Source organism: Pseudomonas sp. JAI111, assembly GCF_024809425.1.
Classification (GTDB): Bacteria; Pseudomonadota; Gammaproteobacteria; order Pseudomonadales; family Pseudomonadaceae; genus Aquipseudomonas.
Genome location: NZ_JANUCB010000009.1, coordinates 255,159 through 279,130, shown reverse-complemented (window position 1 = coordinate 279,130; position 23,972 = coordinate 255,159). Strand labels below are relative to the sequence as shown.

Here is a 23,972-nt window from a genome sequence, read left to right as displayed (position 1 = left end):
CCCCTTGTGGGAGTGAGCCTGCTCGCGATGAGGGCGTTAAATTCAACGAATGCGCTGGCAGACAGACCGCTATCGCGAGCAGGCTCGCTCCCACAGTTGATGGGGGTGGCAGCTGATTTTTGTGCCCGCCGCAGACCCCTTGTGGGAGTGAGCCTGCTCGCGATGAGGGCGTTAAATTCAACGAATGCGCTGGCAGACAGACCGCTATCGCGAGCAGGCTCGCTCCCACAGGGGATCCGGTTTCTGCAGATGGAATGTTTGTTCATAAGGTACGTCCCGGTTCGCGGGTGATGTGCTGGCCGGGTTCGAGCTGCGTCGAGCAGGCGCGCACGCGTCGGCCATCGCCCAGTCGAACCCAGCAGTCCTGACAGGCGCCCATCAGGCAGAAACCGGCCCGGGGCTGGGCGCTGAAATCGCTGCCGCGCAGGTGTTCGCTGCTGGTCAGCACCGCCGTCAGCAGTGTGTCACCGAGCAACCCGCTGGCCGGTTGGCCGTCGAGGGTAAAGGTCACGGCCGGGCGGTCGCCTTCGGCCAGTCGTTTCAGCAGAGCCATGGCGCCCTCATTGTTTACCCACCAGAACCCGATCCAGGCCGTAGACCCGATCAAGCAAAATCATGGTCAGCGCAGTCAGCGCAATCACCAGGGCCGACACCGCCGCCATCATCGGATCGATGGATTCGGTGGCGTACACATACATGCGCACCGGCAGGGTTTGCGTGGCTGGCGAGGTGACGAAAATCGACAGCGTGACCTCGTCAAAACTGTTGATGAACGCCAGCAGCCAGCCTCCGGCAACCCCCGGCAGAATCATCGGCAAGGTGATTTCCCGAAACAGCGTGAAGCGTCCGGCACCCAGCGATTGCGCGGCGTGTTCGGCGCTGCGGTCCAGGCCGATGGCCGAGGCCAGCACCAGGCGCAACACGTACGGTGTAATCACCAGCACATGGGCGAAGATCAGCCAGGCAAAACTGCCGTTGACGCCCATCAGTGCAAACAAACGCAGCAATGCAACGCCCAGCACCAGGTGCGGAATGATGATCGGTGACAGGAACAGCCCGTTGAAAAAATCCCGTCCGGGAAACTCGAAGCGGGTGATCGCCAATGCCGCCGGCACCGCGATCAACGTCGCCAGGCTGGCGGCGCAGAACGCCAGGATCAGGCTGTTGTAAAACGCATCGATAAAGTCGGCACGCTCGAACACCGCACGGAACCAGCGCAAGGAAAACTCGGTGGTCGGCAGGCTCAGGGTATTTTCCGGGGTGAAGGCCACCAGGCACACCACCACCAGTGGCGCCAGCATGAACAGCACCACCAGGGTATGGAACAGCAGGGCGAAAGGACCGTTCTTGGACATGATGAGTTATCCCAATGACTTCTTGTAGCGGCCTTCGATCATCCGGTTCCACGACAGCATGATCAGCAGGTTGAGCAGCAACAGCGCGACAGCGATGGCAGCGCCCATCGGCCAGTTGAGCTCCGACAGGTATTGGTCGTAGATCAGCGTGGCGACCATCTTGATTCGACGCCCGCCCAGCAAGCCGGGAATGGCAAACGAGCTGGCCGCCAGCCCGAACACGATCAAGGTGCCGGACAACACGCCGGGCATGATCTGCGGCAACACCACCTGGCGCATCACGGTGAAGTGGCTGGCGCCCAACGACATCGCGGCCTGTTCCGCGGCGGGGTCGAGTTTCTGCAGCGAGGTCCAGACCGGAATGATCATGAACGGCAGCATCACGTGAACCAGTGCAATCACCACCGCGAACGGCGTGTACAACAGCTTCATCGGTGAGCCGCCGAACGCTTGCAAGGTCTGGTTGACCAGGCCGTCGGCACCGAGCAAAAGACTCCAGCCGAAGGCGCGCACCACCACCGAAATCAGCAGCGGGGTGAGGATCAGAATCAGGAAGATCGAGCGCCACGGCGCGCCCATGCGGCTGAGGATGTAGGCCTCGGGCACGCCGATCACCACGCAAAGAAAGGTGGTCAGGGCGCTGATCCACATCGTGCGCAGGAAGATTTCGTAGAAGTACGGATCGCCCAGCAAGCTGCTGTAGTGACCCAAGGTATAGGCGTCGCCGTTGATGCCCGAGCTGTAGTCGAAGACGTTGAATGACAGCACCAGCGTCAACAGCAGCGGGATGGCCAGCAGACTGATGTACAACGCCAGGGCTGGTGCCGACAACAGATAGCCTTGGCGTCCCTGGCGAATGGCGGCGAGCGTGCTCATGCCGGCACCTCGTCGACGGTCAGCACCCGCAGCAGTGTCGCATCCCAGTCGAGCCCGACGGCCGTGCCTTCGTTCAAGGGCGCCGAACCATCGTTGCGGCGCACCACGCTGAGTTCGCCCAGGGGCGTGGAAACGCCATACAACCATTGGCTGCCGAGAAAGAAGCGGCTGACGATGTGGCCTTGCAAACGGCCTTGGCCTTTTTCCCGCAAATCGATTTTTTCGGGGCGCAGACTCAAGGTCAGTTCGCCGCCGCTGTTCACTTGAACCACGCCAGCGCCGTCACGTTCGCCAGGCAGCAGATTGGCCTTGCCGACGAACCCGGAAATGAACTCGGTGCGCGGGTGCTCATACAGCGTGTAGGGCGCGTCGATCTGGGTGATGCGCCCGGCCTGCATCACCACCACGCGGTCGCTGATCGACAACGCTTCGGACTGGTCGTGGGTGACCATCAGCGTGGTGATCCCGACTTCACGTTGGATGCGGCGGATCTCGAATTGCATCTCTTCGCGCAGGTTGGCGTCGAGGTTCGACAGCGGCTCATCGAGCAGCAGCACCGGTGGCTCGATCACCAGCGCTCGGGCCAGGGCCACACGCTGGCGCTGGCCGCCGGAAAGCTCGCGCGGGTAACGCTCGGCATGCTGGTTCAGGCGCACCAGTTTCAATACCCGATCCACCCGCTGCTGCAACTCGGCCGTGGGCACTTTGCGCATCCGCAGGCCGAAGGCGACGTTGTCCTTGACGGTCATGTGCGGGAACAGCGCGTAGCTCTGGAACACCACCCCCAAGCCACGGCTGGCGGGTTTGGCATGGGTGATGTCGCGGCCGTCCAGGATGATGCGTCCGCTGCTGACTTCGACGAAGCCGGCGATCATCTGCAAGGTGGTGGTTTTGCCACAGCCGGAGGGGCCGAGCAGGGAGACGAACTCGCCTTTCTCGACCGAGAGGTTGGTGGCGACGACGGCGTCGATCTCGCCGTAACGTTTGCCGAGTCCTTCAAGTTGCACAAAAGCCATAACTGCGCTCCACCTGAGATTGTTATGCGTCGCCCGAAGGCGCGCTTTTTTGTATGGGCAGATACGAAAAGATCTTGCTGGGTGCGTTGGCGCTCGACTTCAGTCGGCTGCCGCTGTTGTTCGAATCGCCCCTGTCTGGACGCAGAGTAGGACGAAGACTAGGATGGCTCAATGGCCTATTTCACTGAAGCGATGACTATTTTCAGTTTCATTCAGTGAGTAAATTTATTGTCGAGAAATTCCATGACTGATTCCGATGAACGGAATGAAAACAAAAATGAAGTCGGTGTCGGCGCTGTCTCCAGATTGTTTGCGGTGCTGCGCAGCCTGGGTGACTCCGTCGAGGGCGGGGAGCGAGTGACGCAGCTCGCGCAGCGCATCGGTTTGTCGCAACCGACGACGCACCGTTTGCTGCGCAGCCTGATGGATGAGGGCATGGTCGAGCAGGATGCGCGCAGCAAACGCTATCGCCTGAGCCTGGAGTTCTTTGCCTTGGCCGCCCGCGCCGGCAACACCGGTAATCTGCGCGAACTGGTGCGCCCATCGTTGCTGCGGCTGTCGGCGTCTTTGGGGGATTCGTTGTTTTTACTGGCGCGCAGCGGTTTTGATGCGATCTGCCTGGACCGCAGCGAAGGACCGTTTCCGATTCGCACGTTTACCGGCGATATCGGCGGTCGGGTGGCGCTGGGTGTGGGGCAGGGCAGCCTGGCGATCCTGGCGTTTCTGCCGCAGGAGGAGCGCGAGACGGTGATTCACTACAACTTGCCGCGGCTCAAGGATTTTCACCTGTACGACGAGGTGTTCCTGCGCTCGGAGGTCGAAAATGTGCGCACGCTGGGTTACGCCGGGCGTAACACGGGCGTGCTGCAAGGCATGGCTGGGGTGGCGGTGCCGATTCTGGATCGCGAAGGGCGGGCGGTGGCCGCGTTGAGTGTGGCCACGGTCAGTGACCGATTGGGGCCGGATCGTCTGCCGACCGTGGTCGAGATGCTCAAGCGCGAAGCGGCGCTGATCGGGCCGCGAATCAACCCGTTTGATCCGCTGCTGCGCAGGCCTTCGCAGGTGTTTGGGCAGGGGTGAACACGGTGACAAGTTGATCGTTCCCACGCTCTGCGTGGGAATGCCTCACTGGACGCTCCGCGTCCAATGCGGGGGACGCAGAGCGTCCTGGGCTGCATTCCCACGCGGAGCGTGGGAACGATCAGTATCTGGAGTCAGAACTGGACAGTTTGTTTGAGCCTCTGCGCCGCCGGCAGGTTACTCGGGCTGACCATCGCGTAGTTGTAACCGGCGCCAGACCAGTACTCGGCCTGCAATTCGCCATCGCTGCGACTGCCCCGAGGCAGCAGGTTGTTCTTCGGTCCGGGCGGACGCACGTAGAAGCTGATCTTGTGGCCGCTCTGATCCTCATAAACAACCATCGCCGCCGGCCCTTGCTCGGTGCTGAGCAACCGGCCACTGACCGGTCTGAAACCTGAGTCCGACAGATCCGGCAGGCGATTGGCTCGAGAGAAATAACGGTCGAGCCAACCTTGCATGTCACCGTCGTCGCTGACCTTATAGTCCGCTGGCAGGATGCCTTGCTGGGCAATCAAGCGATAGGCTTGCATCGCATCGGTCATCGGCGCCGAAGCGCTGACCAGCGTCATTTCCCGCGCCTGCCACCCACTCAATCCGCCCACACCAACCGCGATCAACAGCACGGCAGCGCTGGCCAGATGTCGGCGTGTCTGACGTTTGAGGCGCTGGCGTATCAGCGCCGGGTCGAGTTCGGGGTTGGCTGTGTGATGCAAGGCGCCGCTCATGGCCGCGCGCAGTTGTTGGGCGTCCTGCTGCCAGGCGCGCACTTGCGCGGCCACTTCAGGGCTGCTGGCCAGGTAAGTCTCGACCAGGCGCCGGTCAGCGTCGTTGAGTTGGTGGTCGACGTAGGCGTGCAGGTCACGCTCGCTCGGGGGCATGCTGATCATTTGAGTATCCGCAGAGAAGGGCTGGTGATTTCGCCGTCGCTGAGTTGGCGCAAGGCCTGGCGGGCGCGGGACAGGCGGGACATCACGGTGCCGGTGGGGACGTCGAGAATGACAGCGACCTCTTTATAACTCAATCCTTCCACCGACACCCAGAGCAACAGCGCGCGCTGCTCGGTGGTGAGTTGATCGAAGGCTTGCAGCGTTGATTGGGCCATCACGGTGCGTTCGACTGAGGGCTGCGCATCGTCACGGCCAGTGAAGAATTCGAGCATGCGCGCGTAACGCCGGGAGCGCCGGTGGGCGTCGAGAAACTGTCGATAAAGGATCGAAAACAGCCAGGCGCGCAAGTCGCCTTCGGGACGCTTGTCGCCCCAACTCGAGAGGGCTCGTTCCAGGCTCGACTGCACCAGATCGTCAGCGCTGCTGGGGTTGCGCGTCAACGACACGGCGAAGCGCCGAAGCCTTGGAATTATTTCGCGCAACTGTTCGTCGATTTCGTTCATGAAAAGGGGCGTGTCTCTGTCTGTGAAGGGCGGCAGTGACAAGGAAGACGCCGGTCACAGCAGATTATTCCCTCTGCCGGAAAAGAAAATCCCATCGTGAGTTCCTGTAGGACTTTTCTCCGATGGTTGTCATCCCTGTAATGGCATCACGCGTCGCGGCTCAACCCTCACAGCAAGCGCAAACGGCACTCGGCCAGCCTGATCAACAGGCCCGACAGCATCGCCGGATGTGCGCTTTCACATTGAGCCCGATGAGATTTTCGATATGCAAGAACATGCAAAAACACTGAAGCCGGCATTGGCTTGTACCCCTTTGCTGATGTCACCTGTTGATCAGGATCGCTGGCAGCCATTCGGTCATGGGCCGACGGTTACGCCAGCGTTTTCCTTGATCCATCACGCCATTGAAGCGCAAGCCGCGACCAGCCCCCAAGCGATTGCTGCCCATTGGCAGGGGGAAACCATTACCTACAACGAGTTGAACAGGCAGGCCAATCGACTGGCTGGGTTGTTGATCAGCCAAGGTGTCAAACCAGGCGATCACGTTGCGTTGTTTGTAGAGCGCTCGATCCCCATGCTGGTGGGGATGTTGGCCGTATTGAAAGCGGGCGCGGCCTACATCCCTCAGCATGTGGGCATTACACCCGCGCCACAACTGCGCCACATCATGCAGGTTGCCGATTCACGTGTGGTGCTGACGCTGTCGAGTCTTCAATCACGGCTTCCCCTGACGCCAACGCAGCACTGCATTTGCCTCGATGAGTTCATGAGGTTGCCGTCAATCCTCTCAGACGAAGTGAACGTGGCCGGTTCGCTGTCGTCGACCCCGGATCAACTTTGCTTCGTTCTGTTTACTTCCGGTACCACCGGATTGCCCAACGGGGTTCGGGTCACCCACCGCAATGTCTGCAATATCCTGCTGACCGAACCTGGCAACCTCGGCATGAAGCCTGGGATGAAAGTCGGGCAGATTCTGAACATCGCTTTCGATATGGCCGCTTGGGAGACGCTCGGTTGCCTGGCCCACGGCGCGACATTGATGATCCGTGGCAAGGACATTGATCAGACCGCCGAGCAATGCGATGTGCTGATCGCCACGCCATCGATTCTCGGCACCCTCGATCCGGCGCGCTGCCAGCAGGTCAAAGTCGTGGCGGTTGCCGGGGAGCCATGCCCGCAACCCCTGGCTGATCGCTGGTCGTCGTTCTGCACATTCTTCAATGCCTGCGGCCCGACCGAGACCACCATCGTCAATACCATGCAGTGCTATCGGGTTGGAGAGGCACTGACCATTGGCAAACCTACGCCGAACAATACCGTGTACGTACTCGATGAAGCCGGTCAACCCTGTGCGGTCGGGGAACAAGGGGAAATGTGGGCTGGCGGCGTCTGTGTGACGGCGGGCTATCTGGGCAATGCCGCACTGACTGCCGAACGGTATCGCCCCGATCCATTTCTCGGTCAGGGCCGTATGATGTTTCGCACGCGCGACTTGGGACGCTGGACAGCACAAGGCGATCTTGAGCACTTGGGGCGCGTCGATGATCAGGTCAAGGTGCGCGGCTTTCGCGTTGAGCTCGACAGTGTTTCCGCGGTGCTGGAGTCGTGCGACGCCTGCGAGCGGGCGGTGACGCTAAAACTCGACCATCGCCATCTGGTGGCCTTTGTCAGTCCAGCGACGACGAATATCGATGAGGCCAGACGTCTCTGCGAGGAGCGGCTTGCCTACTATTGCGTACCTTCGTTGATCATCGCCCTGGACGTTATTCCGCTGACATCACGGGGCAAAGTCGACAAGCGACTGCTGCTGGACATGGCATTGGCGCATCAGGCCGGGTCTGACACCAGCACAGCCCCTGTGGTGAGCGCATGAGCGCCGCTCGCGGTTTACCCGCCAAGCGAGCACTGTGGCGACGGCTTGGAACGCTGCCGATGTTTTCCCATTACAACCGTCTTGTGGCGTTGGTACTGGGACTCAATGGTGCCGCGCTGCTGCACGGGCTGAATGCCGGGCAATGGTGGACACGCTCCGGTGTTGAACTGGAAACATTAGCCGGGCTGGTATTGGCGAACCTGTCGATGGCCATTCTGATTCGCCAGCAATACATCATCAATCTGCTGTTCTGGCTGGCAACCCGGGCTCCCACCTCGTGGCCGCTGGCGGTTCGTCGCTCGCTGGCCAAGGTGTATCACTTCGGTGGACTGCACAGTGGCGCAGCGTTGGCGGCCATTGGTTGGTTCGTGGCGTTACTCGGCTCATTGAGTTGGCATTGGATGGAGAGCCTGGGCGGTGTTTCACCCGCGCTTCTGTGGGTGAACGGCGGGCTGCTGGGCGTTTTGTTGGCGGTGGCGATCATGGCTCATCCACGGATTCGCGCGCGCTTTCACAATGGGTTCGAACGCACACACCGCTTCGGTGGCTGGACAGCGCTCGTGCTGTTCTGGGTCTCGACGCTGCTGTTTGCCCAGGATCAGAACCCGCAATCGCCGTTGCCGGAAGTGCTGGTGGCGTCGGTGCCATTCTGGATGCTGGTGGGGCTGACCTTCAGTATTGCCCTGCCGTGGATGCGTTTGCGCAAAGTGCCGGTGCAATTGATCAGAACTTCACCTCATGCAGTGATTGCCCGGTTCGGGCATGTCACGCCATTTGCAGGTTCGTCCAATGCCATCAGTCTCAATCCGCTTCTGGAATGGCACTCGTTCGCCAACATTCCCACCCCGGGAGAGGCCGGTTTCCGCCTGATTATTTCCCGAGCAGGAGACTGGACCGGCGAGTTTATCGAACAGCTGCCGACCCACGTCTGGGTCAAGGGCATCACCACCGCCGGCGTTGCGCACATCGAAACCTTGTTCAAATCGGTGGTGTACATCGCCACCGGCAGTGGCATCGGCCCGGTGCTTCCCCATCTGCTGGCCAGACAAGTTCCGATACGTCTGATCTGGTCGACCCGCAGTCCACGAAAAACCTACGGTAACGAACTGGTCGAGGAAATCCTGCGGGCCGAGCCCGATGCCTTGATCTGGGACACCGACCTGCTCGGCAAACCTGACCTGGTGCAACTGGCCTATGACGCGGTTCAAACGTTCGGAGCAGAGGCGGTGATCTGCATTTCCAATCAGGCGCTGACTCAGCGGGTGGTCGAGGAAATGGAAGGACGGGGCATTGCGGCCTACGGCGCTATCTGGGACTCCTGAGGCGTACGTGAGCGCCCGCCATCCAAGTATTCGACATTATTTAATGAGGTCACCATGTACACACTGATCGAACGTCATGATCGAGTCGTCCTGATTCGTCTCAATCGTCCGCAAGCGCGCAATGCACTGAGTTACGAGGTCATGCGCGAACTGCTGGACCACCTGCAACGCCTGGACAGGGATCCGTCGGTGGGGTGTTTTGTCATTACCGGAACGGCGGATTTTTTCGCGGCCGGCGCCGACATCAAGGAGATGAGCGAAAAGTCCTACCTGGACATGGTCCATGAAGACTTCTTTGCCGAGTGGGAAGCCTTTGCTGCTTTACGGACGCCCAAGCTGGCGGTTGTCGCCGGTTATGCCTTTGGCGGCGGTTGTGAGTTAGCCATGATGTGCGATTTGATCTTTGCTGCCGATACCGCGCGATTTGGCCAACCGGAAATCAAGTTGGGTGTGATGCCCGGGATGGGCGGCACCCAGCGCCTGACGCGCCTGATCGGTAAATCGAAAGCCATGGACATGATCCTGACGGGGCGCTCGATGTCGGCCCATGAGGCTGAGCGGGCAGGGCTGGTATCCAGAGTGATAGACGCAGCTGATCTGCTCGAACAATCCATGGCGGCGGCGCACACCATCGCCGGGTTCGCCAAAAGCGCCACCGTGGCCGCTCGCGAAGCCGTTGATCGCGCGCTGGAACTCGGGTTGCGCGAAGGCTTGTTGTTCGAGCGAAGGAGCTTTCATGGATTGTTTTCCACTCCCGGGCAAAAAGAAGGCATGGAGGCTTTTCTGGATAAGCGTGAGGCGTGTTTTAACCAGGTCTGACGGGGTTAGGGCATTCGTCGCACGCGTTGCTTTGAAAGAAACTACAGTTCAGAGGGAATAATCCTACGTGACGTTCGTCTCATAGCTCCTTCCCCCTGCGGCCTACGGCCCTGGAGTTTTTCATGGTTGATCGCTCAACACCGCCAACCGGGCCCTCCCGGCCACCGCTGAGTGCCGCGAGCCTGACGTTGCGACTGACTGGCATTGCTGTGGTGGTCGCCGCCATCGCCGGGGCATTTGCTTACGTCAACGGCACACTCGACCCACAGCGCCTGACGCCGAAAAAGCTGATCAATGTGCTGGAAACCAACAATGGCGTGCACCCCGGCTTCCGACGGAACCACTCCAAAGGCGTGTGCGTGATCGGGCATTTCGAGAGCAGTGGCGAGGCCCGCAGCTATTCGAGTGCTCAGGTGTTCAATGAAGCCCGAACCCCGGTGGTGGGGCGATTCGCGCTGCCGGCCGGCAATCCTTACGCGCCGGACAACAGCGTGCCGATTCGAAGCATGGCGCTGCGCTTCACCCAGGCCAATGGTCAGCAGTGGCGCACCGGGATGAACAGCATGCCGGTGTTCCCGGTGGGCACGCCCGAAGCGTTCTACCAATTGCAGCAGGCGCAGTCACCCGATCCGGCCACCGGCAAGCCCAATCCTGCCGCTGTGCCGGCGTTCTTCGGTGCGCATCCGGAAGCCGCACCCTTTCTGGCGTGGATCAAGACGGCCAAACCGTCAGCCAGTTACGTGACGGAAACCTATAACAGCGTCAATGCGTTTTACCTGGTGAACGCCGCCGGACAGCGGCAAGCGGTGCGCTGGAGCATGGTGCCGGTGGCGAAGGATGCAGCCGGCGCAACGGCGCCGGAGGGCGGCGACTTTCTGGAGAAAGACCTGGTGCAGCGCATTGCCGCGGGCCCATTGCGTTGGCAATTGAACATCACCCTGGCCAACCCCGGGGACCCGGTCAACGACGCCAGCAAGGCCTGGCCCGATGGCCGCAAGGTCCTGAACGCCGGCACCCTGGTTCTGGAAAGCACCCAGCCGCAACTCAATGGTGAGTGCCGAGATATCAATTACGACCCGCTCGTGCTGCCTGCCGGTATAGAAGGGTCCGACGACCCGCTGCTCGCAGCTCGTTCAGCCGGTTACGCCAGTTCCTACTTGCGTCGTACCAGTGAAGTCAACCAGTTGCCTGCCGCTAAACAGGAGGCTCAACAATGAGCGCTCAACCGAATCATTTCGCTCCTTTGGCGCGACTGCTGCACTGGCTGATGGCGTTGATGATCATTGCCATGCTGTTTATCGGTGCGGGCATGGTGGCCTCGGTGTCCGAACGACATGAATGGCTGATCCATCTGCACAAGCCTTTGGGTGTCGCGATTCTATTGTTGGTGATTGTGCGGCTGGTGGTGCGTTTCTCCACGCAGCAACCGCCGCTGCCGGCGGACCTGCCAGGCTGGCAAGTGTTGGCGGCGAAGGCCTCGCATGTCTTGTTGTACGCCCTGATGCTGATTTTGCCGCTGCTGGGCTGGGCGATGATTTCAGCCGCCGGCGACCCGGTGATGCTGAGCAGTTCGATCCAGTTGCCGTCGATCCTGCCCGCCAATGCGCAGGTGTTTGCGTTTCTGCGCAAGTCTCACCGGTATCTGGCATATCTGCTGTTTCTGACGGTGCTGGTGCATCTGGCGGCCGCGTTGTTTCACGGCTGGGTGCGTCGCGACGATGTGCTGGACAGCATGTTGAGAGGAAAGGATCGCGTCTGAGTGAGTCATGGCTGCATGCCCGGCATGCAGCCATCGAGGTCGATCAGCGCAGGGTGTCGACCATCTCGGCAACGGTCGTCAGTACGTCCTTGCCCAGTTGCTTCGAGCGCTTGCCCGACCAGCCGGTGAGCGCATTTGGCGCGTCATCGTTGTCCTTGAAAGGCATTTCCAGGGTTAGCGAGAGGCAATCGAATTTCTGGCCGACGCTGTTGCAGGCCAGCGTCATGTTGGCTTTGCCCGGCTCGTCACGGGTGTAACCGTGCTTGGTCTGGAAGTCCTTGGTCTGATGTTTCAGGTGATTGCGGAAATGCTCTTCGAGTTTTTCAATCCGCGGCGTATAGCCCGGGTTGCCTTCACAACCAGCGGTGAACACATAAGGGATTTCTTCGTCGCCGTGAATGTCGAGGAACAGATCGACGCCGTATTTTTCCATTTGTTGCTGAACAAACCACACTTCCGGGCTGATTTCCGGGCTAGCGCTCTGCCACGCACGGTTCAGGTCCTGGCCCATCGCATTGGTGCGCAGGTGGCCGTGGAAGGCGCCGTCGGGGTTCATGTTCGGCACCAGATACAGATCGGCGCTGGCCAGGAGTTTGTTCAGCACAGCATCGTCTTGCCGTTCCAGGCGTTCGATCACGCCCTCCATGAACCATTCGGCCATGTGTTCGCCGGGGTGTTGCTGGGCGATCATCCAGATCTTGCGCCGACCTTCGGTGCCGGTGCCTTTGCGCAATAACTGAATGTCTCGACCTTCTACGCTTTTGCCTGTGGCCAGCAGTTCCATGCCGGCCTTGGTCAGCGCCTGTTCGATCAGCCAGTCGTGACGGCCTCGGCTGTAAGGTTCGAAGTAAGCGAACCAGGCGTGGGTGGCCGTGGCTTCAAGGCTGAAACGCAGGCAGTCGCCTTCAAAGATGGTCGGCACGCGGAACCAGTTGACGTGGTCGTAGGACGCTACCGCCTGATAACCATCCCAAGCCTTGTTGTACGAAGACTTGCTGGCATTGTTCAGGCGAAACCAGTGCTCTTGACCGACGTGCAGACCGCTGGCCTTGAAGTGAAACCATTGGAAGTGTTGGCTGCGGGTGTCCGGCTTGATGGCCAGCAATGCTTGCAACGGGTTGCTGATGTCCAGCACTTCAATGTTGCCACTGTCGAAGTTGGCGCTGATGTCGAAGGAAGATTTGGCCACGCTCATAGTCGATTCCTGAATATGATTTATGGCTGATACTTTACACGCTGGGAAGGGAAATACCGGGGAAATTGTGGGGCGCAAAAGGGGGGGCGTCTTCCTTGACGCTGACGCAGCTTAGAGACTGTGTAATCGATTCTCAAGTGCTATTTTTCATAAGTTTCGGTCAATGATACCGGGCTTATTTCGCTGATGTGTGTTCTTTCGCTATCAATCGCCCATTCGAATTTACTGCACGTAACGTCTTCATTTAACTGAAGCCAACGTCAAAATAACGGGCAAAAAAAAACCCGGCAAAAGAGCCGGGTCAAAAACCGTGATTAGCCTGATGAGGAGATAGTCCAGAAGACCGACCTAAGGTCTCTTGACCATCCACTGATCTCGCGACCAGCTGCATGCAATAATAATCATTCTCGTTTGCAAGTCAAATGATTTTATCTGCTCGATTGGAAAATTCTTTCCCGCCTCTGATCAGGCAAGTCCGTCTCATAGCGCCTGAGCGCCTTGCAGAGACCGATCTATCATCGCCTTGGCCATGTCGATCATGTGCACCGTTGAAAACGCCAGGTCACGGCTCGCGCCATTCAGGTTGTTGGCTGATTCGTACGCGGTGGCCGCTGCGCATCGCAACAGGTCCGAGGCATGAACCAGTGCTTCTTCTGCGCTGATGTCCGGTTTCACGTCGAAGAAACGCTCCTCGACGGCCGCCTCTGACACAGCTGGTTTCAAGTAATAGTCCAACGCTCGCTGCGCTGCGGCATAGCCTTTGGTGGAGGTTAGGGTGGTGTCGATTTGCAGGTCCGACAAGTCGTTGCTGGGGTTGGTCATGACGATGGCAAGCTCCGTGAAAGATTCAGATCCGTGAATCAATCCTAGTACGATCTGTATTTGTGACCGGAATTTAAATACTACAATTTGTGTTTTGTTGGTCGGAGTACCCCACGTATCGTGCCGCACATGGATAAATGGATTGAGTTGGTCAAAGCCAAGATGAGTGAGCTCAAAGTCACTCAGGAAGTACTCGCCGACCGCCTGGGGATGTCCCAGGGTGGCGTGGGTCATTGGCTGAATAAACGCCGTCAACCGAGCATCGAAGACATGAACCGTGTCTTGCGGGCGCTCGGGATGGAATTTCTGGAAGTGGCGATGGTGATCCGCGAGCCTGTGGTCCTGCTGGACGATGAGGTCTCGCTGACACACAAGTACAACCCGTACTTCCGATACCCGGTCAGCGGCTGGCGAGAGCCTGCCCGATTGCATGAGGGTGAGCTGCCGGAATACGGCAAGCCACGGTTTGAACTCACGGATTACCATGCGCAGGGCAAGGCGTTCTGGCTGGTGGTGGTCGGCGACGCGATGACTGCACCCACCGGCATCAGCATCGCCGAAGGCATGATGATTCTGGTGGACCCGGCCATCGTGCCGGAACCTGGAAAACTGGTCATCGCCCAATGGCCAGACAGCGACGAGGCGACCTTTCGCAAGCTGATCGAAGAGGGCGGGCAGCGTTATCTGGTCCCGCTCAATCCGACGTATCCGAAAGCCCTGTACACCGAGGAATGCAGAATCCTTGGCGTGGTGGTTCAGGCAACGGCCAGATTCTAATCAGATCGGTCCTCGCAGAGCGTAGGACCGATCTTCATTTCAAGCTTCTTCCAGCTCGACCAATGCACTGCCTTCGCTGACCATCTCGCCTTCCTGGCAATACAGCGCCTTGATCACCCCGGCGTGTGGCGCACGAATGCTGTGCTCCATCTTCATCGCTTCCAGCACCACCAGTTGCGCCCCGGCTTCAACGGTTTGCCCGGCCTCTACCAGCACGCGCACGATGCTGCCGTTCATGGGCGCGCTCAGCCCGCCCTGATGGCTGTGGCTGGCTTCGACGGCGCTGATCGGGTCGTAGGACTCGATACGACGCAACTCCCCGTTCCATTGCAAATACACCACATCGCCCCGGCGGATTGCCCGATGCTGGCGGCGTACGCCGTCATGCTCGGTCAGCAGTTGCTCGCCCTTGAGTTGTGCGGTGTGGGCATCAACGTTACCCAGTGTCAGCGCCCGGTCCTGGCCCTCGCAGGTTAAATGCAAGGTGATTTCTCGCGGCAGACCGGCACGCAGACCGTTGCTGATGCTCCACGGCGAACTCACATCATCGGCGCGCACAGAGCGCGGCAGGCTCTGGGCAAACGCTTGAGCGGCGGCTTGCCAGAATTCGTCGCCCAGATCCGCAGGTGCCGGCAGCAATTGCTCCTGATAACGCGGGATGAACCCGGTATCCAGCTCTGCCGCAGCGAACGCCGGGTGAGCGATGATCCGACGCAGGAAGTTGATGTTGGTCTTGAGCCCGCCGATGGCAAACTCATCAAGCATGCTCAACAAGCGCAAGCGCGCCTGCTCACGGTCCTCGCCCCAGGCAATCAGCTTGCCGAGCATCGGATCGTAGAACGGCGACACCTCGTCGCCTTCTTCAACACCGCTGTCGACCCGACGTCCCGGTCCTGGCGCAGATTCGCGGTACAGCTCCAGGCGTCCGGTCGCCGGCAGGAAATCGTTGCCCGGGTCTTCGGCATACAGGCGAACTTCGATGGCGTGTCCGATCAGCGGAACCTGCTCTTGCGTCATCGGTAACGGTTCGCCGCGTGCCACGCGAATTTGCCAGGCCACCAGGTCGAGGCCGGTGATGGCTTCGGTGACCGGGTGCTCGACCTGCAGGCGCGTGTTCATCTCCATGAAGAAAAACTCGCCGCGCGAATCCAGCAAAAACTCCACGGTGCCGGCACCGACATAACCGATGGCCTGTGCCGAACGCACCGCCGCTTCACCCATCGCACGACGCAACTCCGGGCTCAAGCCTGGTGCGGGTGCTTCTTCAACGACTTTCTGGTGCCGACGCTGGATCGAGCAGTCTCGCTCATTGAGGTACAAACAGTTGCCATGCTGATCGGCGAAGACCTGGATTTCCACGTGACGCGGTTTGAGCAAATATTTCTCGACCAGCATCCGCGAATCGCCAAACGAGGATTTAGCTTCACGCTGGGCCGAGGCAAGGGCTTCGGCCAGTTGGCTGACGTCCTCGACGACTTTCATGCCCTTGCCGCCGCCACCGGCCGTGGCTTTGAGCAACACCGGGTAACCGATGCGTTCGCAAGCATCGCGGAAGGTGTCGAAATCCTGAGCTTCGCCGTGGTAGCCAGGCACCAACGGCACACCGGCGGTTTCCATCAAGGCTTTGGCGGCGGACTTGCTGCCCATCGCATCGATGGCGGAGGCTGGCGGGCCGAGGAAAATCAGGCCTGCTTCTTCAATCGCACGGGCGAACCCGGCGTTCTCCGACAAGAAGCCATAACCCGGATGAATCGCCTGGGCGCCGCTGGCTTTGGCGGCAGCAATCAGTTTGTCGATTTGCAGGTAACTGTCGGCGGCTTTGCTGCCACCGAGGTCGACGCGGATATCCGCTTCGCGGCTGTGTCGGGCATCGCGGTCGGTGGCGCTGTGCACGGCCACGGTGGTCAGGCCCAGGGCCTTGGCGGTACGCATCACCCGGCAGGCAATCTCGCCGCGGTTGGCCACCAGCAGGGAAGTAATGACAGGTGCGCTCATCAACGCGGCTCCTTGGTGGTGGTTGCTTGCCAACTCGGCGGACGCTTTTGCAGAAAGGCACGCAAGCCTTCCTGACCTTCGGGGCTGACGCGGATTCTGGCGATGGCGTTTTCGGTATAGCGGCGCAGCGCCGGGGTCAGTGCGCCGTTGCCGACTTCACGCAGCAGGTCCTTGCTGACCCGCATGGCGGCGGGGCTGTTGAGCAGCAAGTTGTCGATCCACTGTTCGACGTTCTGTTCCAGCTCGACGGCCGGAAAGCTCTCCGACAACAGGCCGATTTCCCGTGCCCGTTGACCGCCGAAGCGCTCGGCGGTCAGCGCATAACGGCGCGCGGCTCGTTCGCCGATGGCTTGCACCACGAACGGACTGATGACGGCCGGCGCCAGGCCGATGCGCACTTCCGACAGGCAAAACTGTGCCTCGTCCGTGCCGATTGCCATGTCGCAGCAACTGATCAGACCCAGTGCGCCGCCGAATGCCGCGCCTTGGACCACGGCCAATGTCGGGATCTTCAGCTTGGCGAGGTTGTACATCAACTCCGCCAGTTCCCGCGCGTCGTCGAGGTTGGTGTGGTAATCGAGCTCGGCCGATTGCTGCATCCAGGCCAGGTCGGCGCCGGCACTGAAATGCTTGCCGCGCCCCCGCACCAGCAAGAACCGCAGGCTGGCATCGGTCGCAACCTTGTCTAGCGCGAGGATCAGTTCACGGATCATCTCGGCGTTGAAGGCGTTGTTCTTTTCTTCGCGGCTGAGCCACAGGGTCGCGAAACCCCGCGGGTCGGTCAGCAGCTCAAGGGTGTTGAAGTCGCTCATGGTTTTCTCCCGATCACATCCGGAACACGCCGAAGCGGCTCGGTTCGATTGGCGCGTTCAACGACGCGGACAAGGCCAGGGCCAGCACGTCGCGGGTTTGCGCCGGGTCGATGACGCCGTCGTCCCACAACCGTGCGCTGGAATAGTAAGGGTGGCCCTGTTCTTCATATTGATCGAGGATCGGTTGTTTGATTTCGGCTTCCTGTTCGGCGCTGAAACCCTGGCCACTGCGCTCGGCCTGCTCGCGTTTGACCTGCACCAATACGCCGGCCGCTTGCTCGGCGCCCATCACGCCGATGCGTGCGTTCGGCCACATCCACAGGAAGCGCGGGTCGTAGGCACGCCCGCACATGCCGTAGTTGCCGGCACCAAAACTGCCGCCGATGATCACGGTGAATTTCGGCACCTTGGCGCACGCCACGGCAGTCACCAGTTTCGCGCCGTGCTTGGCGATGCCGCCGGCCTCGTATTTCTGGCCGACCATGAAGCCGGTGATGTTTTGCAGGAACAGCAACGGAATGCCGCGCTGACAGGCCAGCTCGATGAAGTGCGCGCCTTTCTGCGCGGCTTCGGCGAACAGGATGCCGTTGTTGGCGAGGATCGCGATCGGGTAGCCGTGCAGGTGGGCAAAGCCGCACACCAGCGTGGTTCCGAACAGCGCTTTGAATTCGTCGAACACCGAACCGTCGACCAGCCGCGAGATGACTTCGCGCACGTCGAACGGTTGCTTGGCGTCCGCCGAGACCACGCCGTATAACTCGTCGCTGCTGTAGAGCGGGGCGATGGGCGTACGTTGTTGCAGTTCACCGAGCTTGCGCCAGTTGAGGTTGGCAACACTGCGTCGGGCAATGGCCAGGGCGTGTTCGTCGCTTTCGGCATAGTGATCGGCGACCCCGGAAATCTTGCAGTGCACATCGGCTCCGCCGAGGTCTTCGGCGCTGACCACTTCACCGGTCGCGGCTTTCACCAGCGGTGGGCCGGCGAGGAAAATCGTTGCTTGCTGGCGCACCATGATCGCTTCGTCCGCCATGGCCGGCACGTAGGCGCCACCGGCGGTGCACGAACCCATCACCACCGCGATCTGTGGGATGCCCATGGCGCTCATGTTGGCCTGGTTGAAGAAGATCCGGCCGAAGTGTTCGCGGTCCGGAAACACCTCGTCCTGACGCGGCAGGTTGGCGCCGCCGGAATCCACCAGATAGATGCACGGCAAGCGATTCTGTTGGGCAATGGTCTGGGCGCGCAGGTGTTTTTTCACGGTCAGCGGGTAATACGAGCCGCCTTTTACCGTAGCGTCGTTGGCGACGATCATGCACTCGACGCCTTCCACGCGGCCGATCCCGGCAATCACGCCAGCGGCCGGAACGTCTTCGCCGTAGACCGCATAGGCCGCCAGTTGGCTGATTTCGAGGAATGGCGAGCCTGGATCGAGCAGGCGATTGATCCGCTCACGGGGCAGCAATTTGCCCCGCGAGGTGTGGCGTTCTTGCGCCTTCGGGCCGCCACCTTGCTGCACTTGGGCGAGCAGGGTGTGCAGGGCGTCGACCTGTTTGAGCATCGCCGCGCTGTTGGCCGCGAACTCCGCTGAACGAGGGTTGAGCTGGGTATGCAGAATCATGGCTTACTCCGTAAGCAGCTGTAAGCGGCAAGTTACAAGCGGCAAGTCAAAGCTGTTCTCTTGCAGCTTGAAACTTGCCATTTGCAGCTGACGAAATTCATTTCGTCTCGTTGAACAGTTCGCGACCGATCAGCATGCGACGGATTTCACTGGTGCCGGCACCGATTTCATACAGCTTGGCGTCACGCAGCAGACGTCCGGCCGGGAATTCGTTGATGTAGCCGTTGCCACCGAGAATCTGGATCGCGTCGAGGGCCATTTGCGTGGCGCGTTCGGCGCTATAGAGGATCACGCCAGCGGCGTCCTTGCGGGTGGTTTCGCCGCGCTCGCACGCCTGGGCCACGGCATACAGGTAGGCGCGGCTGGCGTTGAGTTGGGTGTACATGTCGGCGACCTTGCCCTGGATCAGCTGGAATTCGCCGATGCTCTGGCCGAACTGCTTGCGGTCGTGGATGTACGGGACGATCAGGTCCATGCAAGCCTGCATGATCCCGGTCGGGCCGCCGGACAGCACGACGCGCTCGTAGTCGAGGCCGCTCATCAGCACTTTCACGCCGCCGTTGAGGATGCCGAGGATGTTTTCTTCCGGTACTTCGACGTCGTCGAAGAACAATTCGCAGGTGTTGGAGCCGCGCATGCCCAGCTTGTCGAACTTGTTGCTGCGGCTGAAGCCTTTCCAGTCACGTTCGACGATAAACGCAGTGATGCCGTGCGGGCCTTTTTCCAGGTCGGTCTTGGCGTAGATCACGTAGGTATTGGCGTCCGGACCGTTGGTGATCCAGGTTTTGCTGCCGTTGAGCACGTAGTGATCGCCGCGTTTATCGGCACGCAATTTCATCGACACCACGTCGGATCCGGCATTCGGCTCACTCATGGCCAGGGCGCCGATGTGCTCGCCGCTGATCAGTTTTGGCAGGTACTTGGTTTTCTGTTCGTGATTGCCGTTGCGGTTGATCTGGTTCACGCACAGGTTGGAGTGGGCGCCGTAGGACAGGGCGACCGAGGCTGAGCCACGGCTGATTTCTTCCATGGCCACGACGTGGGCCAGATAGCCCAGGCCAGCGCCGCCGTATTCTTCCGCCACGGTGATGCCCAGCAGGCCCATGTCGCCAAATTTGCGCCACAAGTCGGCGGGGAACAGGTTGTCGATGTCGATCTGGGCCGCGCGCGGCGCGATCTCTTTGGCGACAAAGGACTGAACCTGATCGCGCAGCATGTCGATGGTTTCACCGAGGGCAAAGTTCAGGGATGGGTAGCTCATGGGTCACCTTTTGGCTTTTTTGTAGGGTGGGGAGGGCAGTTATTCAGCTCTCACCTTTACGTTAACGTAAGTCTGTGACGAATGGCTGTCAATCACCCTTTACGTTAACGTCAACTTGAGCGAGAGTAGAGGCACATTTTCTGTATCAACCCACTAATAAAGACAATAGGGGTCGTCATGGATCAACCCAGTGCAAACCCGCAGCGCAGCTACACCCGTGGATCCCAGGATAAAGCCTTGCTGGCGATGACCATCGGCGAGAAGTTCGACCAGACCGTCGCGCAGTATCCGACCGGGGAGGCGCTGGTCGTGCGCCACCAACAGTTGCGCTACACCTGGCAGCAGCTCGCTGAAGCCGTCGACCTGCACGCCAAGGCTCTGTTGGCGCTGGGGTTGCAGGCCGGTGACAGGCTCGGCATCTGGGCACCGAACTGCGCGCAGTGGTGCATCAGCCAGTTCGCCAGCGCGAAAATCGGCGTGATCCTGGTCAACATCAACCCGGCGTATCGCAGCTCCGAACTCGAATATGTGTTGAAGCAATCCGGCTGCCAATGGCTGGTCTGCGCGGGTTCGTTCAAGACCTCCAATTATCACGGCATGCTCCAGGGCCTGGTGCCGGAGCTGGCTGAGCAATCCATCGGAAAATTGCACAGCGAGCGCCTGCCCGAGTTGCGCGGTCTCATCAGTCTGGACGCACAGCCGCCATCGGGCTTCCTGCCGTGGTCGCAACTGGCCGATCTGGCGAGCAGTGTGTCGACAGAGCAATTGCACGCGCGTCAGGACAGTTTGCATTTCGACCAGCCGGTGAACATCCAATACACCTCCGGCACCACGGGCTTCCCGAAAGGCGCGACCCTCAGTCACTACAATATTCTCAACAACGGTTACATGGTCGGCGAAAGCCTCGGCTTGACGGCCAGCGATCGACTGGTGATTCCGGTGCCGCTGTATCACTGCTTCGGCATGGTCATGGGCAACCTCGGTTGCATCACCCACGGCAGCACCATGATTTACCCCAACGACGCGTTCGATCCGCTGCTGACCCTGACGACAGTGGCGGAAGAAAAGGCCACGGCGCTCTACGGCGTGCCGACCATGTTCATCGCCATGCTCGATCAGCCGCAGCGTGCCGAGTTTGATCTGTCGAGCCTGCGCACCGGGATCATGGCTGGAGCGACGTGTCCGATTGAGGTGATGCGCCGGGTCATCAGCGAAATGCACATGAGCGAAGTGCAGATTGCCTACGGCATGACAGAGACCAGTCCGGTGTCATTGCAGACCGGGCCGTCTGACGATCTGGAATTGCGCGTCACCACGGTCGGCCGCACCCAGCCGCAACTGGAAAGCAAGATCATCGACGAAGCGGGCAATCTGGTGCCGCGCGGCACCATCGGTGAACTGTGCACACGCGGCTACAGCGTGATGCTCGGCTACTGGAACAACCCGCAAGGCACCGTCGAAGCCATCGATCAGGCCGGCTGGATGCACACCGGCGACCTGGCGAGCATGAACGAGGAAGGCTACGTCTGCATTGCCGGGCGCAACAAGGACATGATCATTCGCGGCGGTGAGAATATTTACCCGCGTGAGCTGGAAGAGTTTTTCTTTACCCACCCGGCGGTGGCCGATGTGCAGGTGATCGGGATTCCGTGCTCGCGCTATGGCGAGGAGATTGTTGCCTGGATCAAGTTCCACCCGGGCCACAGCGCCACGGAACAAGAGCTGCAGGCCTGGTGCAAAGAGCGCATCGCGCACTTCAAGACGCCGCGTTACTTCAAGTTCGTGGAAGAGTTTCCGATGACGGTAACCGGCAAGATCCAGAAATTCCGCATGCGCGAGATCAGTATCGAGGAGTTACGCGAAAAGCAGGCCTGACAATTTCGTCCCTGTGGGAGCCAGCCTGCTGGCTCCCACAGGGACGGTGGTGAAAGCCCGAATCGCAGAAAGCACAAAGGGGAGCCGAAGCTCCCCTTTAATTTTGTCGTTGCGCATGCTCTTTTTTTATTATTGAGGGGCGGTCTGTTGTTGTTTTTAGGGACCGTGACCCTTTACCGCTGTTTTTGTCGATCCCCATCCGGGATCAAGAGCAAACGTATTTTTTTGAGCGCTGATCTACTTTTTCGCTGAGCGATCCAACCAGTTCGGGAGCTACCTGAAGGTAGTTTTATTGTTCTCTGCCCGGTTGCGGGTTACTCCGAAAAGCACCCTGAAAAGCACATCCTCTCCAAAAAAATCTGTTAGCTGCGTCTCTGCCGTGTTGTTTTTGTTATGTCAGAGTCGTTACGTCTTATTTTTATTAGGTTTGCTGCTTTTTTTGTTCTTGTTATGCCATAGAGATAGCAGAAGCCGTGCCAACTTTTTAAAAGCCTTTAAAATCAAGGCTTTGAATTTTTTGTAGGGATTCTCCCTCAGGCAAACCCCTACAATTTGTTTCCGTGTTACTCGCTTATCCCCCACATTTCAGATGAAGCGGTAACACCTGGACACATCACTGGGCGCTGCGAGCCTTGGCCACGCGCGAACCGGTCGGACGTCCCAGTACGGAGCAAATCTGCTGGCCGGCCAGAATCAAGGCGTCCAGGTCTATTCCGGTGTCGATGCCCAGACCGTTGAGCAGGTAAACCACGTCTTCGGTGGCGACGTTACCGCTGGCGCCCTTGGCGTACGGGCAGCCGCCGAGGCCGGCGATGGAGCTGTCGAACACTGCGATGCCTTCCAGCAGGCTGGCGTAGATGTTGGCCATGGCCTGGCCATAGGTGTCGTGGAAATGTCCGGCCAGTTTTTCCCGCGGCACCTGGGCCGAGACCACTTCGAACATCTTGCGGGTCGCGCCAGCGGTGCCGGTGCCGATGGTGTCGCCCAGGGAGACCTCATAGCAGCCCATGGCGTAGAGCTCGCGGGCGACCCGGGCGACTTGCTCAGGCGCAACGTTACCTTCGTAAGGACAGCCCAACACGCAGGACACATAACCGCGCACGCTCACGCCGTGTTGTTTCGCCGCGTCCATGATTGGCACGAACCGCTCAAGACTTTCGCTGATCGAGCAGTTGATATTGCGTTGGGAAAACGCTTCGGAGGCCGCCGCGAACACCGCGACTTCCTTGACCCCCGCCGCAATCGCATCTTCAAACCCGCGCAGGTTGGGGGCGAGTGCGCCATAGGTCACGCCGGGCTTGCGCTGGATCTGCGCGAAAACTTCGGCGGAACCGGCCATTTGCGGCACCCACTTGGGCGAGACGAAACTGCCGACTTCAATGTAGCCAAGGCCTGCGGCGGTCAGTGCGTCGACCAGTTGCACCTTGTCGGCAACGCTGATCGGTTGGGCTTCGTTTTGCAGGCCGTCGCGGGGACCGACTTCGACCAGGCGTACGTGGGTGGGTAGAGACATGGGATTCGACCTGTGCTGATTGTCTGAATGTTCAGAAAACCCTGTGGGAGCGAGCCTGCTCGCGATGAGGGCGTGACATTCAACATTGATGTTGGCTGACAGTCCGCCATCGCGAGCAGGCTCGCTCCCACAGGGGACTGTGTTGATCTACTGAACCACTTGCTGGCTCTTGATCGTTTGCTCCAGCGCCTGGGTGCAGCGCTCTTGCGCGGTGTCCAGTTCCAGCTTCATCTGCTCGATATCAAGCATCTGCTGCTCCAGCTGTTCGCGGCGCTCGGCGATCTTGCTCAACATGGTTTGCAATTGTTTCTGATTGCCGCCGGTGGGGTCGTAGAGTTCGATCAGCTCGCGGCATTCAGCCAGGGAGAAGCCAATGCGCTTGCCCCGCAGGATCAGCTTCAGGCTGACCTTGTCGCGCGGGGTATAAACGCGCTCCTGGCCACGACGCTCAGGGCTGAGCAGGCCTTGCTCTTCATAAAAGCGAATGGCCCGCGTGGTGATGTCGAGCTCGCGGGCGAGGTCGGAAATGCTATAGGTCTGGCTGCTCATGGAAGCGCTCGAAAAAGGTCATGGCGCTAAGCTAATGTCAGGTTGACGTTTACGTCAAGGGGCTT

General features: G+C 59.9%; 22 protein-coding genes. 8 read left to right on the top strand and 14 right to left on the bottom strand.

Annotated features, from left to right (window positions below):
* Positions 1-262 precede the first annotated feature (262 nt).
* From HNR03_RS25315 to HNR03_RS25300, 4 genes are read right to left on the bottom strand one after another with little or no spacing between them, the layout of a single operon-like run.
* On the bottom strand, positions 263-553 hold the full coding sequence (locus tag HNR03_RS25315) for a (2Fe-2S)-binding protein (protein WP_259156559.1): 291 nt from the start codon (positions 551-553) through the stop codon (positions 263-265).
* A 7-nt stretch (positions 554-560) separates the two neighbouring features.
* The gene (locus tag HNR03_RS25310) at positions 561-1,355 is read right to left on the bottom strand and encodes an ABC transporter permease (RefSeq protein ID WP_090185829.1); all 795 of its coding nucleotides are present in this window, start codon (positions 1,353-1,355) and stop codon (positions 561-563) included.
* Between the two features lie 6 nt (positions 1,356-1,361).
* Positions 1,362-2,231 carry an ABC transporter permease gene (locus HNR03_RS25305; RefSeq protein WP_259156558.1) on the bottom strand — a complete coding sequence of 290 codons (870 nt, stop codon included), beginning with the start codon at positions 2,229-2,231 and terminating at the stop codon, positions 1,362-1,364.
* Positions 2,228-3,247 (bottom strand): ABC transporter ATP-binding protein, encoded by a 1,020-nt coding sequence (locus HNR03_RS25300; protein ID WP_259156557.1) that lies wholly within the window; start codon positions 3,245-3,247, stop codon positions 2,228-2,230. Before HNR03_RS25300 ends, HNR03_RS25305 begins: the two co-directional genes overlap by 4 nt.
* A 243-nt stretch (positions 3,248-3,490) precedes the next feature.
* On the opposite strand from HNR03_RS25300, the gene HNR03_RS25295 reads away from it, so the two are divergent.
* The gene (locus tag HNR03_RS25295; protein ID WP_259156556.1) at positions 3,491-4,327 is read left to right on the top strand and encodes an IclR family transcriptional regulator; all 837 of its coding nucleotides are present in this window, start codon (positions 3,491-3,493) and stop codon (positions 4,325-4,327) included.
* Positions 4,328-4,461: 134 nt separating this feature from the next.
* Here HNR03_RS25295 and HNR03_RS25290 read toward each other — a convergent pair whose 3' ends face one another.
* Positions 4,462-5,214 (bottom strand): anti-sigma factor, encoded by a 753-nt coding sequence (locus HNR03_RS25290; RefSeq protein WP_259156555.1) that lies wholly within the window; start codon positions 5,212-5,214, stop codon positions 4,462-4,464.
* Entirely contained in the window at positions 5,211-5,717 is a 507-nt protein-coding gene (locus HNR03_RS25285) for a sigma-70 family RNA polymerase sigma factor (protein WP_090185816.1), read from the bottom strand. Before HNR03_RS25285 ends, HNR03_RS25290 begins: the two co-directional genes overlap by 4 nt.
* Positions 5,718-6,036: 319 nt before the next feature.
* Between HNR03_RS25285 and HNR03_RS25280 the strand changes: the two genes are divergently transcribed.
* The 5 genes from HNR03_RS25280 to HNR03_RS25260 all read left to right on the top strand — a co-directional run bounded on the left by HNR03_RS25280 (position 6,037) and on the right by HNR03_RS25260 (position 11,490).
* A complete protein-coding gene (locus HNR03_RS25280) occupies positions 6,037-7,590 on the top strand; it encodes an amino acid adenylation domain-containing protein (protein ID WP_259156609.1) in 1,554 nt (517 codons plus the stop codon).
* Positions 7,587-8,912, top strand: a complete 1,326-nt coding sequence (locus tag HNR03_RS25275) for a hypothetical protein (RefSeq protein ID WP_259156554.1) — start codon at positions 7,587-7,589, stop codon at positions 8,910-8,912. Before HNR03_RS25280 ends, HNR03_RS25275 begins: the two co-directional genes overlap by 4 nt.
* 54 nt (positions 8,913-8,966) lie before the next feature.
* Positions 8,967-9,731 (top strand): enoyl-CoA hydratase-related protein, encoded by a 765-nt coding sequence (locus tag HNR03_RS25270; RefSeq protein WP_259156553.1) that lies wholly within the window; start codon positions 8,967-8,969, stop codon positions 9,729-9,731.
* A gap of 122 nt (positions 9,732-9,853) precedes the next feature.
* A complete protein-coding gene (locus HNR03_RS25265) occupies positions 9,854-10,948 on the top strand; it encodes a catalase family peroxidase (protein ID WP_259156552.1) in 1,095 nt (364 codons plus the stop codon).
* A complete protein-coding gene (locus tag HNR03_RS25260) occupies positions 10,945-11,490 on the top strand; it encodes a cytochrome b (protein WP_259156551.1) in 546 nt (181 codons plus the stop codon). The genes HNR03_RS25265 and HNR03_RS25260 overlap by 4 nt, the downstream gene beginning before the upstream one ends.
* 43 nt (positions 11,491-11,533) lie before the next feature.
* On the opposite strand, the gene HNR03_RS25255 is transcribed toward HNR03_RS25260, so the two are convergent.
* A complete protein-coding gene (locus tag HNR03_RS25255; protein WP_259156550.1) occupies positions 11,534-12,685 on the bottom strand; it encodes a M14-type cytosolic carboxypeptidase in 1,152 nt (383 codons plus the stop codon).
* A 480-nt stretch (positions 12,686-13,165) separates the two neighbouring features.
* Positions 13,166-13,507, bottom strand: coding sequence for a DUF6124 family protein (locus tag HNR03_RS25250; protein ID WP_222587653.1), 342 nt, complete (start codon positions 13,505-13,507; stop codon positions 13,166-13,168).
* Between the two features lie 129 nt (positions 13,508-13,636).
* Here HNR03_RS25250 and HNR03_RS25245 point away from each other — a divergent pair, with 129 nt between their 5' ends.
* Entirely contained in the window at positions 13,637-14,284 is a 648-nt protein-coding gene (locus HNR03_RS25245; RefSeq protein WP_259156549.1) for a LexA family transcriptional regulator, read from the top strand.
* A gap of 39 nt (positions 14,285-14,323) precedes the next feature.
* Here HNR03_RS25245 and HNR03_RS25240 read toward each other — a convergent pair whose 3' ends face one another.
* The 4 genes from HNR03_RS25240 to HNR03_RS25225 all read right to left on the bottom strand — a co-directional run bounded on the left by HNR03_RS25240 (position 14,324) and on the right by HNR03_RS25225 (position 19,970).
* A complete protein-coding gene (locus HNR03_RS25240) occupies positions 14,324-16,279 on the bottom strand; it encodes an acetyl/propionyl/methylcrotonyl-CoA carboxylase subunit alpha (protein ID WP_259156548.1) in 1,956 nt (651 codons plus the stop codon).
* Positions 16,279-17,091, bottom strand: a complete 813-nt coding sequence (locus HNR03_RS25235) for a gamma-carboxygeranoyl-CoA hydratase (protein WP_222587650.1) — start codon at positions 17,089-17,091, stop codon at positions 16,279-16,281. Before HNR03_RS25235 ends, HNR03_RS25240 begins: the two co-directional genes overlap by 1 nt.
* A gap of 13 nt (positions 17,092-17,104) precedes the next feature.
* On the bottom strand, positions 17,105-18,709 hold the full coding sequence (locus tag HNR03_RS25230) for a carboxyl transferase domain-containing protein (protein WP_259156547.1): 1,605 nt from the start codon (positions 18,707-18,709) through the stop codon (positions 17,105-17,107).
* Between the two features lie 97 nt (positions 18,710-18,806).
* The gene (locus HNR03_RS25225; RefSeq protein ID WP_259156546.1) at positions 18,807-19,970 is read right to left on the bottom strand and encodes an isovaleryl-CoA dehydrogenase; all 1,164 of its coding nucleotides are present in this window, start codon (positions 19,968-19,970) and stop codon (positions 18,807-18,809) included.
* Positions 19,971-20,147: 177 nt separating this feature from the next.
* On the opposite strand from HNR03_RS25225, the gene HNR03_RS25220 reads away from it, so the two are divergent.
* Positions 20,148-21,845 (top strand): AMP-binding protein, encoded by a 1,698-nt coding sequence (locus HNR03_RS25220; RefSeq protein WP_259156545.1) that lies wholly within the window; start codon positions 20,148-20,150, stop codon positions 21,843-21,845.
* A 613-nt stretch (positions 21,846-22,458) separates the two neighbouring features.
* On the opposite strand, the gene HNR03_RS25215 is transcribed toward HNR03_RS25220, so the two are convergent.
* Together HNR03_RS25215 and HNR03_RS25210 are read right to left on the bottom strand one after the other, a co-directional pair.
* The gene (locus HNR03_RS25215) at positions 22,459-23,358 is read right to left on the bottom strand and encodes a hydroxymethylglutaryl-CoA lyase (RefSeq protein ID WP_222587646.1); all 900 of its coding nucleotides are present in this window, start codon (positions 23,356-23,358) and stop codon (positions 22,459-22,461) included.
* Between the two features lie 147 nt (positions 23,359-23,505).
* Entirely contained in the window at positions 23,506-23,907 is a 402-nt protein-coding gene (locus HNR03_RS25210; protein ID WP_208669066.1) for a MerR family DNA-binding transcriptional regulator, read from the bottom strand.
* Between the last annotated feature and the right edge of the window lie 65 nt (positions 23,908-23,972).